The 13,549-nt window shown below is 72.0% G+C and carries 18 protein-coding genes and 1 pseudogene; 15 read left to right on the top strand and 4 right to left on the bottom strand.

What is annotated here, in order from left to right; all coding sequences use genetic code 11:
• Window positions 1-250: 250 nt before the first annotated feature.
• The 4 genes from QSK52_RS29920 to QSK52_RS29905 all read right to left on the bottom strand — a co-directional run bounded on the left by QSK52_RS29920 (window position 251) and on the right by QSK52_RS29905 (window position 3,352).
• Window positions 251-1,144 carry an FAD-dependent oxidoreductase gene (locus QSK52_RS29920; protein ID WP_285739335.1) on the bottom strand — a complete coding sequence of 298 codons (894 nt, stop codon included), beginning with the start codon at window positions 1,142-1,144 and terminating at the stop codon, window positions 251-253.
• The gene (locus QSK52_RS29915) at window positions 1,141-1,719 is read right to left on the bottom strand and encodes an isochorismatase family protein (RefSeq protein ID WP_285739334.1); all 579 of its coding nucleotides are present in this window, start codon (window positions 1,717-1,719) and stop codon (window positions 1,141-1,143) included. Before QSK52_RS29915 ends, QSK52_RS29920 begins: the two co-directional genes overlap by 4 nt.
• On the bottom strand, window positions 1,716-2,864 hold the full coding sequence (locus QSK52_RS29910) for an XRE family transcriptional regulator (RefSeq protein WP_285739333.1): 1,149 nt from the start codon (window positions 2,862-2,864) through the stop codon (window positions 1,716-1,718). Before QSK52_RS29910 ends, QSK52_RS29915 begins: the two co-directional genes overlap by 4 nt.
• A gap of 137 nt (window positions 2,865-3,001) precedes the next feature.
• Window positions 3,002-3,352: a GntR family transcriptional regulator gene (locus QSK52_RS29905; protein WP_285739332.1), complete on the bottom strand. Its 351-nt coding sequence runs from the start codon at window positions 3,350-3,352 to the stop codon at window positions 3,002-3,004.
• Between the two features lie 278 nt (window positions 3,353-3,630).
• Between QSK52_RS29905 and QSK52_RS29900 the strand changes: the two genes are divergently transcribed.
• The 15 genes and pseudogenes from QSK52_RS29900 to QSK52_RS29830 form a co-directional block, all read left to right on the top strand.
• A complete protein-coding gene (locus QSK52_RS29900) occupies window positions 3,631-4,470 on the top strand; it encodes a hypothetical protein (RefSeq protein WP_285739331.1) in 840 nt (279 codons plus the stop codon).
• A gap of 80 nt (window positions 4,471-4,550) precedes the next feature.
• Window positions 4,551-4,778: a hypothetical protein gene (locus tag QSK52_RS29895; RefSeq protein ID WP_285739330.1), complete on the top strand. Its 228-nt coding sequence runs from the start codon at window positions 4,551-4,553 to the stop codon at window positions 4,776-4,778.
• A gap of 349 nt (window positions 4,779-5,127) precedes the next feature.
• A complete protein-coding gene (locus QSK52_RS29890) occupies window positions 5,128-5,622 on the top strand; it encodes an ATP-binding protein (protein ID WP_285739329.1) in 495 nt (164 codons plus the stop codon).
• Between the two features lie 90 nt (window positions 5,623-5,712).
• Window positions 5,713-6,141: a hypothetical protein gene (locus QSK52_RS29885; RefSeq protein WP_285739328.1), complete on the top strand. Its 429-nt coding sequence runs from the start codon at window positions 5,713-5,715 to the stop codon at window positions 6,139-6,141.
• Window positions 6,142-6,174: 33 nt separating this feature from the next.
• Complete coding sequence (locus tag QSK52_RS29880) at window positions 6,175-6,426, top strand: WhiB family transcriptional regulator (RefSeq protein ID WP_285739327.1); 252 nt, start codon at window positions 6,175-6,177, stop codon at window positions 6,424-6,426.
• 178 nt (window positions 6,427-6,604) lie between these two features.
• The gene (locus QSK52_RS29875; protein ID WP_285739326.1) at window positions 6,605-7,000 is read left to right on the top strand and encodes a hypothetical protein; all 396 of its coding nucleotides are present in this window, start codon (window positions 6,605-6,607) and stop codon (window positions 6,998-7,000) included.
• A 4-nt stretch (window positions 7,001-7,004) separates the two neighbouring features.
• Window positions 7,005-7,148 (top strand): hypothetical protein, encoded by a 144-nt coding sequence (locus tag QSK52_RS29870; RefSeq protein WP_285739325.1) that lies wholly within the window; start codon window positions 7,005-7,007, stop codon window positions 7,146-7,148.
• A 28-nt stretch (window positions 7,149-7,176) separates the two neighbouring features.
• Window positions 7,177-7,434, top strand: a complete 258-nt coding sequence (locus tag QSK52_RS29865) for a hypothetical protein (protein ID WP_285739324.1) — start codon at window positions 7,177-7,179, stop codon at window positions 7,432-7,434.
• 112 nt (window positions 7,435-7,546) lie between these two features.
• On the top strand, window positions 7,547-8,077 hold the full coding sequence (locus QSK52_RS29860) for a hypothetical protein (RefSeq protein WP_285739323.1): 531 nt from the start codon (window positions 7,547-7,549) through the stop codon (window positions 8,075-8,077).
• 127 nt (window positions 8,078-8,204) lie between these two features.
• Window positions 8,205-8,462, top strand: coding sequence for a hypothetical protein (locus tag QSK52_RS29855; RefSeq protein ID WP_285739322.1), 258 nt, complete (start codon window positions 8,205-8,207; stop codon window positions 8,460-8,462).
• 44 nt (window positions 8,463-8,506) lie between these two features.
• Window positions 8,507-9,088 (top strand): hypothetical protein, encoded by a 582-nt coding sequence (locus QSK52_RS29850; RefSeq protein WP_285739321.1) that lies wholly within the window; start codon window positions 8,507-8,509, stop codon window positions 9,086-9,088.
• A 312-nt stretch (window positions 9,089-9,400) separates the two neighbouring features.
• On the top strand, window positions 9,401-10,939 hold the full coding sequence (locus QSK52_RS29845) for a DUF2637 domain-containing protein (RefSeq protein WP_285739320.1): 1,539 nt from the start codon (window positions 9,401-9,403) through the stop codon (window positions 10,937-10,939).
• Window positions 10,940-11,126: 187 nt separating this feature from the next.
• Window positions 11,127-11,591: a hypothetical protein gene (locus QSK52_RS29840; protein ID WP_285739319.1), complete on the top strand. Its 465-nt coding sequence runs from the start codon at window positions 11,127-11,129 to the stop codon at window positions 11,589-11,591.
• Complete coding sequence (locus QSK52_RS29835) at window positions 11,588-11,896, top strand: hypothetical protein (protein WP_285739318.1); 309 nt, start codon at window positions 11,588-11,590, stop codon at window positions 11,894-11,896. Before QSK52_RS29840 ends, QSK52_RS29835 begins: the two co-directional genes overlap by 4 nt.
• Window positions 11,897-12,987: 1,091 nt before the next feature.
• Window positions 12,988-13,549 (top strand): annotated as a pseudogene (locus QSK52_RS29830) (hypothetical protein); the annotation flags it as partial.

Raw genomic sequence — 13,549 nt, 5'->3', positions numbered from 1 at the left:
ACGAGCCAGTCGAGCCGCCATCACACAGCTCCTGGCTCACCGGCCCCGGGCAACCGAGTCCGGCGGGTCTTCCACCCCGCCGCGGATGCCACGGGGCCGTTGATCTTTCTGTGCCCTTCACCGCTCTGCGGAGCTTCCACCCTCCGCCAGCGGCAACGGTCACGGTCTGCATCTGATCCTAAACCCACCGCACCCCTCTCGCGCCACGCAGGTGCGTCGCGCGTGCTGGAGTGTCGCGCTTGACCGTTCATCACACTGCCTGCTGACCGAACCGGGAGTACAGCTCCAACGCAGCCCTCGCGCCAGCCCCACTAGCGACCGAGACTCGCTGTGCGAGCCGCCCGCTCATATCGCCTGCCGTCAGGATCCGCGGGTGCTGGAGATCAGGCGGGCAGAACCCGTCCCGTCCCGTTATCAACCCCGGAAGCGGCTGAGGCAGGGTTCCAGCGTTCGTCACCACCGAGTCGGCAGTCAGGACCTCCCTGCTTCCGTCGGAACGGACCGCGGCCACCGTGAACGGGCCGCGGCCGCTGACGTGGACGCCTTCCACGCTGACGAGGCGAACCCGGGGATCATCCTGGACCTCCTCGACCTTGTATGCCTCGGCCGGAATGTGGCACACCGTCAGGCTTTGGCCAGCGTCAGGGTGGGTGCGCAGCCACGTGCCCAACGGGCGGTCGCCACCGAGGGCGACTACCCGCTGGCCGAGCTGGTCGGGAGTCGAGTCCGACAGCTGCGGGAAATCCGCGGGTGAGGTAATCCAAGGGATCTCAGCGGTGCGGGCAGCACGTACACCAGTTGCTGCGACGAGCACAGCGCCAGCGAGTACGGTGCCGTCTCCCAGAGAGACCCGCACGCAGTCCTCGTCGGCTGCGACCTGGACAACTTCGGCCTGGACGTACGAGCAGAGGCCGTCGAGACCGGCCAGGTGGCTGCGCAGCGCCTGTGCGTAGGCCTCGCCGCTGGCGAAGCCCGGCAGGTTGCTCAGGTGGGTGATGCGGGGGAGGTTGCCTCCGGCCAAGTTGGCCGGGTCGATCAGCAGCGAATCGCGCTTGACCCCTGCGGCCGCGGCGGCGGCGTTGCAGCCGGCCGGTCCGGCGCCCACGATCAGCAGCCAGGCGTCGAGCATGGTCCGGTCGGTCACTGGGACACCCCTTCGGTGAGCATGCGGTGGACGTCCTCGGCAGCGATGAGCAACCGGGGAGCGAGGTTGCGGTTGGCCAGCAGGAGTGCGGCGTTGTGGAGAGCTTCGCCGCCTGAGGAGGCGCAGGCGTCGACCACCAACCATGGGGTGATGGAGTTCTGGAAGAGGGCGACCGCCGTGTCGTAGACGCATGCATCGGTGTCGATCCCGCAGATCAGCGCGTGCTGCCATCCACGAGCGCGGAAGGTGTCGATGATTCCGGGCACCATGAGGAGACTGGATGTCGACTTCACTACCCGGAGGTCCGCCTGCGCGGCGAGCGCGACCAGCTCGGGAGCGAGAGCCTGCTCCTCGGGAGTGCGGAGTCTTACCCAGCCGGTGATCGTTTCGTACTGCGAGCCTGGCGGATTCTCGAAGGTGGCGACCACTGAGGCTCCACCCGCACGCTGCCAGGCCTTCAGGAGGTTGGCGATCGGCTCGACCACGTGGCGGCTGGATTCCCGAAGGAAGCCGGCCTGGACGTCGATGACCACCAGCACGGTCGACTGCAGCGGGGGCATGGACGATCCGTTCACGATGCCTCCTTGAGGGCAGACCAGGCATCCCGCAGGCGCTCGGGGAGATCGCTGGTTCCGAGGACCGCTGCGCGCATGGCCCGGTGTTCCGCGGACTCGGTAGGGCGGGCCGAGGTCAGGCGTGATGCCGCCCCGCGGAGCCACCTCCAGCCGAACTGCTCAGGCATCTGCGGGTCGTGGCCTTCCTCGACCCGGTGGAGCAGCGCCGACGACAGCGCCCAGAGCGCCTGAGTGTCGAGTTCCATGGCCACGATGTCGTCGATGGACAGTGCGGTCTCGCCCGCGCCCTGCCAGTAGGCGACCCCGGACCAGCCTGCGACTCCCCGAGAGGTGGTGCCCGTGAACGCGATCGCATTCGGATGCGCCCAGCGCTCGGCGAACCGGAGAGGTTCAACCTCGAGTGACACGGGGGCTGTCTCGATCGACCGGTCCACCAGGACGCCGGGTGTTGCCAGCAGGTGCAGAGCCGTCCCGAACTCTTCCGCACCCCATCCGTGCCGCACGAGTTCGTAGACGGACAGCGTGTACTGAGGGGTCACCGCGGTGCTGCGGCCGACGACGTTCGAGACCAGCTCCGAGACCGCCTGTCGAGCCCAGGCCCGATTGCGCTCGTACGAGGGGTACCGCCATACCGCCAGGTCCGTGATCGAGCTGAAGGCCATCCGCTGCTGGATGTGGAGCACGGCGACGCCGAACTCGTAGACGTGCAGCTTGCACTGGTGGAACTCATCACCGCCAGGCACATCCAGCGTGCGCTGGGACAGGTTCCCCGGGCCGAGATGGTGCGCGGTCCCGGCTTCATACAGTTCGGTGTCCTCCGGGCTCAGGTGGACAGGGACGAACTGGTGCGAATTCACTGCGAACCCGGAGCCGCCAGATGATGCCTGCGGGGGAGCCGCCGTCATCGAGGCGCCGGAGCACCGTTCCAGGAAGGTCTGTCGGACGGAGTCCGGCAACAGCTGGAGCTGGGCGTCAAGGACCTGCTGCAGCTCGTAGCTGACCATGAGCCCCGCGCCCCCCTTCCGCCAGTTCTGAACGGTTGCCGGATTGACTCCGAGCTGTTGCGCGAACTGCCTGATCGACAGCCGAAGCACCTCTTGGAGCAACCCGGCCTCCTGGCCAGTCCACCGCTCGATGCTGACCACAGTCGCACCCCCTCCCCTGTCGGTCACCGTGAACTCATACAGCGCTCGTACACCGGTCGCACAGCAGGGCATCTCCAAGCCTGCTGCCAGTTGCCATGCTCGGTTGGGCGCCGGATGGCGCCCTAAAGAGGAGCTGGCTATGCAGATTTCCCGCGTAGTTGGCGGAGTTCGTCTTCAAGGGCACGAACCCGCTGTTCGAGATCCGAGAGCCGGGTCAGCGTGCTGACCGTCTCGGGTGCGACGTCCCCCGGGATGCCGCGCACGTAGGAACCGAGCCCTTGGTGAGAGTAGATCCAGCCATCGGCCTTGAGCTGCCCGAAGGCGCGCTGAATGGTGCCAGTAGCTACACCGAATTCCGCGGAGAGCTCGCGAGCGCTAGGCAGCTTGTCGTCGGCGGCCAGTTGGCCTGTTCTGATGCGCTGCTGAATATCGAGAACGACGCGCATGTAGGGCTGCACGGGCCCGGTCGGCTGGGTCGGTCGAGTCATGAGCCTCATGGTAGGGCCACCTCCTCAGCTATCTTGGTCTACCACTTGACACACGGTACCTCACATACGTAACTTGGTAAAGCCCGATGGGGAAGCCCAGGGGCACAGCAGGTCAGGGCTGGTAGCACCACCAAACCGCCCGTTGCACCTGTGCACCGCATCGCTGATGCGTTGTCCGCCCGCCAGGGCGCCGCCGGATCATCTGGCAGGCCTGGCGGGCGGAGAGAGCACCGCGACGCGGACCTCACCGTCCCCTCCGCACTGACGAGGAGCCCGAGATGACCCCTCCGACCGCGACGCCCGTCGCCCGGCAGCGCAAGCGCCGGACCCGCACGACGAACGTGTCCTGCCGCCCGCCGCTGGCCGTCTCCACGCTGCTGCCCATCGACTACGACCTGCTGCCCGGCTTCGAGCACCTGCGCTGCCCGGACTGCACCACCTGGTGCCCGCTGACCACCGACAAGGGCAGCCAGGAGTGGAAGCAGGCCCCGCACCACACCGAGCGCGCCGGTACCCCCGGCGCCCGGCGCTGCTCCGGATCCAACCGGCGGGTCCTGCTGGACCTGACGATTGCTCAGTGGCAGGAGCAGCTGGCCGACGCTGCGAAGGAGACCGCTTCCCGTCGGCCGACCACCGTGCTCAAGAAGGTCAAGGCCCCGGTCGCCCCCGCGGTCACCCAGCTCGATCCGGCTCCGGCCACCGCGGACTCCGCCCGGCGCACATACGAGCTGCACCGCTCTCGCTGCGCCGCTTGCACCGGCCGCGCGCACTGCCAGGACGGCGGCCGCTTGGCCGCCGCCTACCTGCGGCTGCTGCAGGCCGAGCCCCGGCGTCGCCGCAACCGTGCCCTGTACGAGGAGCTCCACGCGGCCGCGGAGAAGGTCCGTGCCCGCGAACTCCCGCGCCAGCGCCACGCCCAGTGGGCGAAGGTCGCCCCGGTCGTCGCCGCCGCCGACTCCGCGCGCATCGAGCCGCTGGCCGACGCGATCGCGCCGATCCGCGGGGCCGAGGTTCCGACCGAGTGGCGCGACAGCAAGGAGCGGGCCCGCGCGCTGGCCGCGGACCGCACCGGCGCGGCGATCCGCGAGGCCAGCCCGCTGAGGGTCAAGGCGAACTGATCAGTCCTCCCATCTCACCGTCACCCGACTGCGGCGGCCCGGATTCTCCGGGCCGCCGCTTCGCATCTTTGGAGGTCTCCGTGCGTTACGGCATCGTCCCGAAGTCCGTCGACGTCGACCTGATGCTCGACCAGCTCACCTACACGGCTGACAGCTGGCCGCCCAGAACGGCGGGCCTTCGCCGGACTCCGACCGAGGAGCGCCTCGTTGCGGCGGCCAGCCCGCTGCGCGACGGCCCGCGCCACCGTTTCCGCGGCCCGATGCACTGCTCCACCGGCGCGGCGGCCCCGATTCTTGCCGCTGCCTGAGCAGCACACTTCTTCTGCGACGCTGCCCGTCGCCGCCGTCCCCGGTTCCCGGGTACGGCGGCGACGGGGGGACGGCAGGAGCCACCCCATCAACAGCGACGGCCCCGGGAGGGCATTCCCGGGGCCGTCCGCGTCGCCTGCATGGAGGCAACGACCTTGCTGAAGAACATCATGGCACGTCCCGCCCGCGCCGAGGGCGACAGCGACCCGAACATGGACGAGGCCCTGCGCCGCGCCCGGGGCGGGGGCAAGAAGTGACCGCCTCCGACCTCGTGGTCTGCCGCAGCTTCATCGGCGGGGGCAAGCCCGTCACCCCGCCGCCGCCCACGAAGCCGAAGGGTGGCCGGTGATGACCGCCACGACCTTCGGTACCGGCCCCGCGGCCGACCTGAGCGCCCAGTTTCCGGTGCTGCCCGCGCCGCGCCCGGGCCTGTTCCTGCGCCAGCGCCTCGGCGGGATCACCGCCCACCTGACGGCCGACCAGGAGACCGTGCACACCGTGCGGTCCCTGGCCCTGACCGTCCTGGTCGCCCACGGCGTCGACCTGGAGACCGCCGAGTCCGCCCAGCTGGTCCTGTCCGAGCTGATCGGCAACGCGGTGCGCGCCGGCGGCGAGCACGTCCCGCTGGTCGTGGAGGTCCACCGCGCCGAGCACGACGCGGTCGTCACCGTCCACGACCCGCTCGCCGACGTCGGCCCGCGCCGCACCGGCACCGCCCCGGACAGCGACGAGGCGGAGTCCGGCCGCGGCCTGGTCCTCCTCGACGTCCTCGCCCCCGGCTGGACCGTCAGCCCGTCCGCGATCGGCAAGCGCATCCGCTGCCGCATCCCGGCCGCCAGCTGACGAACCGCCCCACTCCCCCGCGCCGCTGCGCCCTGCGGACCTTGGTCCGCAGGGCGCAGCGGCGCTCCGCGATTCCGGCCGGAGGCCACCGTGAAGCACCGCGCCCGTACCTCCTCCCCTGCCCGCCGCACCTACTACGAGGCCGCCAGCTACCGCCGGTGGGTGGCGCGCCAGATCGGCCCGCGCCGTGTCGGCGGCCTCTACCGCACCACCGAACACGACCCGGTCTACGAGGTCCTCGCCATCGAGGCGGGGCCGCGCACCGAGTGGCCGACCTGGCAGATCACCGTGCGCACCCTCGGCGAGACCCGGATCCGCATGCACAACGCCGCCTGGGAGGGCGAGGTCGCCGCCGAGCCCGGCGAGCAGGCCCTCGCCTACTGGGCCGATTTCGCGCTGTCCCGGCCGGCCGACGACGGCGCGCTCCTGGAGCAGCGTCACGTCCTGGACGAGGCGCTGAATCCGGACCTGGCGGCCGCGTTCCACCGGCTCGCCTCCACCGCCCAGCACGCCGCCTGACCACCCGACACGCAAGAAGAAGGAGAGGACGCCATGGACTGGCGAAGCCGCGCGGCGTGCCGCGACGAGGACCCCGAACTGTTCTTCCCGGTCGGCAACACCGGCCCGGCCCTGCTGCAGATCGAGGAGGCCAAGGCCGTGTGCCGCCGCTGCCCGGTCATGGAGCAGTGCCTGACCTGGGCGATGGAGACCGGCCAGGACGTCGGCGTGTGGGGCGGGCTGAGCGAGGACGAGCGGCGCGCGATGAAGCGCCGTGCCTCCCGCAACCGCGCCCGCACTGCCTGACCCTGCGCCACCCACACGATCGACCACGGCCCCGGTCGGCCCCCGCGGAATGCGGGGGCCGACCGGGGCCGTGGCTGCTCGTACAGCCAGCCAGAACAGCGAGGCCCCGGGGATTGCGCCCCCGGGGCCTCAGTCGGTCGCACCACCCACCCCGTGAAGAGAAGAGAGGACATCGACCGTGGACACCATGATGCACCGTCAGACCGCTACCGACCTCGACGACCTGTACGCGCGGTATGCCGGCCGACTGCGGAACGAGGCCGCCGAGCAGCTCGCCGCCATCACCACCGTCGACCTGGCCGAGGACCTGGTCGAGCAGGTCTGGGAGGACGTCTCCGGGGACCTCTACCCCGAGGGCCGCCGCGGCCTGGACGGCCTGCTCGTCCTGCTGCGCGACAAACTCCGCACCGTCCGCACCCGGGCGGCCGCCGCGAGCCGCGCGATCCGCGAGGTCGTCATCGACCCGGACGACCTGGATGACGCCCCGGCCGCCTCCATCTCCACCCTCCGCCCGCTGCCGGCCACCGTCTCCGCCGCCGTTGCCGCGCTGCGCACGCTCCCGCTGGCCGGGTGACCCGATGACCCACCAGAGCCTCGCCGACGCCGAGGTCGCCCGCCGCATGGAGTCCGCCGCCCAGGCAGCCGCCGCGGCCGAGGCCGCCCGCCAGCAGGCCGAGCAGATCCGCCAGCAGCAGGCCGCCCAGCAGGGAGGCACCCGATGACCCACCCCGCCGACAGGAACCGCACGTGATGAGCACCGAGGAGTACGCCGCCTGGCAGGCCGGGCTGGGGCAGATGCACCGCGATTACGAGGAGGCCGACCAGGCCGAGTACGTGGCCTGGATGGACGAGATGGACGCCGCCTCGCTGCGCCCGTGGGTCGAGGACCTGCTGGAGGAGCACCCGAAGGGGCTGTCGGGCGCGCTCCTCGAGCAGCGGCACGTCCTCGACGAGGCCGCTCACCCCGAGCTGGTCGAGGCGCTGCGGCGCCTGGCCGCCGCGGCCTGATCGTCGGTTGCTGTCGTGCGCCGCCCGCCCCGCACCCGGACCCCCGGGGACGCGGGGCGGGCGGTGTTCGTCGGTGCCCGACAGCACCGCCCGCCGACCACGAGGAGGACCCGTGTTCCGTCTGATCCGCGCCAGCACCCTGATGGAGTCCCGGCGCCGCCTGCAGCACACCGAGTACGAGCTGGCCGAGGCCACCGCGATCCTCGTGGCCCAGAGCGCCGGCTGGGAGCCGCCGCAGGCGCTCGTCGACGGCGACCTGGCCGCGGTCCTCGCGCACGTCGAGAACGCCGTACGAGAGGAGGCCGCCTGCCGGGCCGCCGACTACGCCGAGCAGCACCTCGACCCCACGCACTGCCTGGGCCTGACCCTGGCCGAGCGCTGGAGCGGCTACCCCGACGGCAGCGCCGTCTACTGCCTGGGCGCCGACCGGTGGCTGCACTACCACCCCGGCCGCACCCTGCTGCGCACCTACCAGAGCCTCGGCTGGCCGGAGACCGAGGAGATCCACCTGATCAAGAGCAGCCCCCGCCCCTGGGAGATGCAGACGGTCGCCTCCCTGCCCGCGCTGCTGGAGCTGCTCGACCTCAACCGTCCCCACCCCCGCAGCACCGACAGCGACAGGGCCGTCCCTGCCGCGTTCTGACCGAGCGTCGGTTGCTGTCGTTCGCCGCCCGCCCCGCACCCGGATTCGTCCGTGCTGCGGGGCGGGCGGTGTTCGTCGGTGCCCGACGCACTGGCCGCCGGTCACGGCGGTACGAGAGGAGAACTTGATGCTCGACCGCCTGCGCCACTTCGTCTCCGACACCGTCACCGAGGTCCAGGACCACCGCCGGTTCACCCGCGACATCAAGCAGCAGGTCGCCGACGGCGACCGCGACGCCGCCGAGGCGTTCCGCACCGGCACGCTCGCCGCCGCCCTCACCCGGCGCGGCCGCGACGCCCGCGGCCGGGAGGTCGTGGCCTACGTCCAGCAGGTGCTGGACGCCGACGGCCGCCCCGACCGCATCGGCTGGCTGCACCGCCGCTGAACCGTCCATCACCGCTGTCCCACACACCAGGAGGGGCACCACCGATGCTCACCATCACCACCACCCGCACCCTCGCCGCGCTGCGCCAGCGCGCCAAACAGGCCGAGGGCGACCTCGCCGACGCCACCCGCCAGCTGGAGGAGTTCCAGCAGCGCTCCGAGACCGGACAGGACCAGCCGCAGCTGCCCGCCTACGTGGCCGCCCTGCGCGAGGAGCTGGAGGCCGCCCACCAGCTCGCCGACGAGGCGATGGCCAGCGAGGCCCGGACCAAGAGCGCGTCCGAGGTCATGAGGCTGGACGCGACCAAGCGGCTTGCCGCGCAGCAGCGCACGATCGCCGAGCTGCGCGCCGAGCTGGAGCAGGCCTGCGCGGCAGGCCCGGCCGGGCCGGAGCTGCCGGAGCACACCGCGCTGGCCTTCCGCACCCTGGGCGGCAGCCTGGTCGCGCTGATCGCCCAGCCGGACGACAACTCCGTCAGCGGCCGCCTCAACTACAGCCACCGGTGCCTGGGATGCGGCGACGAGGCCGTCGTCGGCACCCACCACGCGGACAACGCCCGTCGACGGGCCAACGAGCACGCCGCCGAGTGCCGGGCGATCCCGTCCGCCGCCTTCACCCGCATCTGACCGAGCCCGGTTTCGGGCCCACCCGCCCCTGCTTCACCTCCAGTGGCGGCCGTTTCGGAGACGCAAGATCGCGTTTCGGGAGCAGCCGCCGCCGTTTCGGACCCACCTGAATCGAGCCTTCCGGAGACCATCGTGACGCTCACCGAACCGCCGCCGACGGCGGCTCCCACCCCTCTCAGCCGCCCCCAGTCGGGCCCCGTTTCGGTTCCGGCCGCCTTCGTTTCGGGAGCACCCCAGGACGCTTCGGAGGCGCCGTGGGCGGTTTCGGAGCCGCCCACCGAGAACTCCGGACGTCGCAAGCGCAACCTGCTGATGGGCTCGCTGTCCGTGCTGGCCGCCGCCGGCAGCAGCCTGGTCGGCGCGATCGGCTTCCGCATGTCCTACGACACGCTGCGTCAGGTCGCCCAGAGCGACTGGGGGTTCTCGCAGGGGCTCGCGCAGTGGTTCCCGGTCGGCGTGGACGCCTCGATCGTGGCGTTCCTGGCGCTGGACCTCTACATGATCCGCAAGGGAACGCCCTGGTCAGCGCTGCGCCTGGCTGCGCACATGATGACCGCCGCGACGATCTGGTTCAACGCGGCAGCCGAGGGCTCGATCCTGGACAACCCGGTCCGCGCGGTCGCGCACGGCCTGATGCCCGCGCTGTTCGTCGTCGGCGTCGAGGCGGCGCGCCGCCTGGTCATCCGCAAGGCGAAGCTGGAGGCGGGCACTGCCCCCGACGGGATCCCGCTGAACCGCTGGCTGCTGGCCCCCGTCAAGTCCGCGCGGATGTTCCGGCGGATGCGCCTGTACGACGTGCGCTCCTACCCGGAGATGGTGCGCCGTGACCAGGAGCTCATCGCCTACGAGCTGTGGCTCAAGCGCAAGCACGGCGGAGACCTGGCCAAGGCCACTGAGGACGAGCTGCTGCCCATGAAGATGGCCCCGTACGGCTACACCGTCGCGCAGGCGCTGGCGATGCCCGACGACCAGGAACGGGAGGCCCAGGAACGAGAGGAGGAGGCTGAGCGCCGGCGCCGTGAGGCGGAGACCCGGCGCCGCATCGCGGAGAAGCGCGCGGAGGCCGAGGAGGTGCGGGCGGCTGGCGAGCTGGAGCAGGTGAAGGCCGAGGTCGAGGGCGCCACCGGGCAGGCCCGCGCGCACGCGCAGGCGCAGGTCAGCGCTGCCGAGCGGGCCGCTGCGGCGGAGGAGACGGCGCTGGAGACGGCGCTGGTGGCCGAGGCGAAGGCCCGTACCGCCGCCGCTGAGCGCCAGGAGGCCGTCGAGCGCAAGGCGAAGGCGGACTTGGACCTGGAAGCCGCCCGTCTGGAGAAGCTCGCCGCCGAGGAGCGCCGCCTGGCGGCGGAGGCCGACAAGGTGTCCGCCGCGGAGGCGCAGGCGATCGAGACGGCGACCATCGCCGCGGCCCGCCGGGGCGCTGCCGAAGCCGACAAGGCCGCTGCCGAAAAGGAGGAGGCCGCTGCCGAAGCCCGTCGGGCCGCCCGCGAAGCGGCGCGCCGGGAGGCCGAGGAGGAGGCGCGCCGCGAGGCCGCTCTCGCCTCCGTCGAGCAGTCGCGGCTGGCCGCCGCCGAAGCGCTCCGGGCTGCTGCCGAAACGCGGCTCGCGGCTGCCGAAATCGAGCAGCGCGCGGTCGAAGCCGAGGACGTGGCCAAGCTGACGCCGCGCCAGCGGGCGGTGCGCAAGGTCGCCCGGATGCTCCTCGCGGCGGCCGGTTCCGAAACGGGCCGGATCTCCCTCGAGATGGTCGCCCTCGCCCGGATCCAGGAGGAGCTCGGCGTCTCCTCGACCGCCACCGCCTCGGAGTACCGCATCGAGGCCGCCGAACTGCTCAACCAGGGCTACCGGCCCTGACCCCGCACCGCCGAGCACCGGCCTCTCCGGTGGCCACCAGGACGCTCCAATCGTCCTGGTGACCGCCGAAGGCGCCGAAGCGCCGAGCACCACCCTAGACCCGGGCATCCGGCCGGAGACCGGGTCAGTACCGCACGCACCGTCCAGGCCGCGGCCCCCGCCGCGCCCGACTCCCTGGAGGAAGACCATGACGACCCCCGACGACCGCGCGCGATTGAGGTACACGGCGAGGACCCCGGAGGAGTTCGCCGCCTACACCGCCGGCCTCGTGCGCCACCTGGGCGACCTGCGCACCTCCCTGGCCCTGCTCGGGCAGGAGACCAGCCAGGCGCTGCGCGAGACGTCGGTTGCCGGCGATGGGCGCTTCGACGCCCGCCTGCGGGCCCTGCCCGTCGAGCGGCAGCTGGCCAAGACCATCCGCAGTCTCGAGAGCGCGGCCAAGTCCCTGGAGCGATCGGCCCTGCGGCGCATCGCCCACGACAGCCGCGTCGCGGCCCTTCCCGCACAGCGCGCCGCGAAGGCCCTGGAAAAGGCGAACAAGAAACCGTCGAAGTCCGCGCCGGTCAACCAGAATTCCGCGAGCACCCCCGGCCCCGCGGAAAGCAGCTACACTGAACCCCGGAACATCTTCGACCTGAAGCGGCCGGCATGACGCGGCCGCTGACCTCCCGCGAGAGGACCGCGGAAAACCGGCGCAGGTTCTACAGCGACGGCGAAACGACGGCAATCCAGTCGCGGGGAGAGGGAAAAGGCGCAGCGGAGAACTGGCTGCGGCGCCTGCGCAAGGAACTGGTGCTGGAGGAGCGGGCCGGGCGCAGCGACGTCTGGGACGGCTTCGCGCTGGTGTGCCGACTGTTCCTGGCGGCCCTGCAGCAGCGCGCGAAGGGCGACCCGACGATCTGGAACGACACGCTGCGCTATGCGCACGAGGTCACCACCCGCCACCCCCCGACGTGACCGAGCGTCACCGATGAGGCCCCGCCGGAGTGCCGGCGGGGCCCTCGCGCGTGCGTATCGCGTGCACCCGTGCCCGCGTGCACGCGTGCACGAAGACCCTACTGTCTGTCAAATCCGCGAGAGGAGCCGTTGTGCCCGACGACAGCGTCCGGCCCGAGTCCGAGGGGAGGGTGATCAGCCTCCCGCGCTCCGGCGAGGCGTACGTGCCGCCGCCGGCCGCCCGGTACGCCGACGCCGCCCGTGCCGCAGACGCCACGACGCGGGCGCCTGAAATCCCTGCCGCTCCCCAGCCTTCCGCATCGGTCGGATTTCGGTCGGAGCCGATTCCTGCTCCGTCGGCCGTGGCGGGAGAATACGAGGAGAGCGGAACCGAATACGACGGCGGCGAGGAATGGGGCGAATATTCCGAGCGTCGGACTTTCGCCGAAGTTGTTTCCGACTGGTTGCAGCACCTGGTCGATACCGCCCGGCAGAACCGGGACGAGCACGCGCCTTTTCGTGAGGCCCAGGTGGCGGACAAAGTCGCCCGTCTGAATGCGGAGACCGAACGGGAGCTGGGTCTGCTGTCCCAGCACAACGAGCTGCGTAAGGCCCAGCTGGGCGCCCGCGCCGCCCATGCCTCCGCAGCTGTGGGAGGCAAGGGGGCGGGCGGTACGGGCGCGGCCCACCGCTCACCCTCCAACCGCGGCTCCGGCTCGGGCGGATCGGGGAGCGGACCGCGGGGCGGACGCAGCCCCGGCACTCCGGGCAGCAGCGGCGGCACCGGTGCGAGCCGCGGTGGTACCGGTGCGAGCCGCCTGGGGGCGCAGCCTTCTGAAGGCCGTGTCCAGCCGCTCAAGGGGCCCTCTGGCGGCTCTGGGTCCCGTGGCCGGAGCGAAGGGGCGGCGGGGGGTCTGACGGGCCGCCAGAACGGCCCTGGAGGGCCCCGCGGGTCCGGCGGTTCCGGGACGTCCGCGGGAACCGGTGCGTCCGGCAGCAGTGGGGGCCGCGGCGCCTCGGAGCGCAGTGAGCGCCCCCGCTCGTTGACCGGTTCCGCTGCCGAGCGTTCCAGGGCGCGCCAGGAGCGGCGCGCGGCGAAGCAGGGCGCCGACTTGGCCGACCGTACGAAGGACCGAGACTCCGACCGGGCGCACCGCGAGCGCGTCCGGGACGACGTGTACGCCCGAAAGCAGCGCCGTAAGGAGCGGGCAGAGGAGTCCGGGACGACCCGCGCGGACCTGGCGCGCACGCTGCTGGAGCAGTGGAGGCGCAAGACGGCGTCGAAGTCTGACGAGCCGTCCCCGAAATCCGAGGAGGCGTCCCCGAAACGGGAGGAGGCGGCCGAGGAAGCCGACCCGGCCAAGGACAAGGGCCACGGCGAGCACGGCGCGGCACCGACAGCCGATCCCGAAACCGGATCCAGGCCGGGACCGGCTGCCGACGGCGCTGCCGAAACCGGGGCCAAGCCCACGGAGGCGTCCCCGAAATCCGAGGAGGCGTCCCCGAAACGGGAGGAGGCGGCAGAGGAAGCCGACCCGGCCAAGAACAAGGGCCACGGCGAGCACGGCGCGGCACCGACAGCCGATCCCGAAACCGGATCCAGGCCGGGACCGGCTGCCGACGGCGCTGCCGAAACCGGGGCCAAGCCCACGGAGGCGTCCCCGAAATCCGAGA

The organism is Kitasatospora phosalacinea, assembly GCF_030268885.1.
Lineage (GTDB): Bacteria > Actinomycetota > Actinomycetes > Streptomycetales > Streptomycetaceae > Kitasatospora > Kitasatospora phosalacinea_C.
Note: the sequence above shows the minus strand (reverse complement) of the source record. Positions and strands in the feature narration are given on the sequence as shown.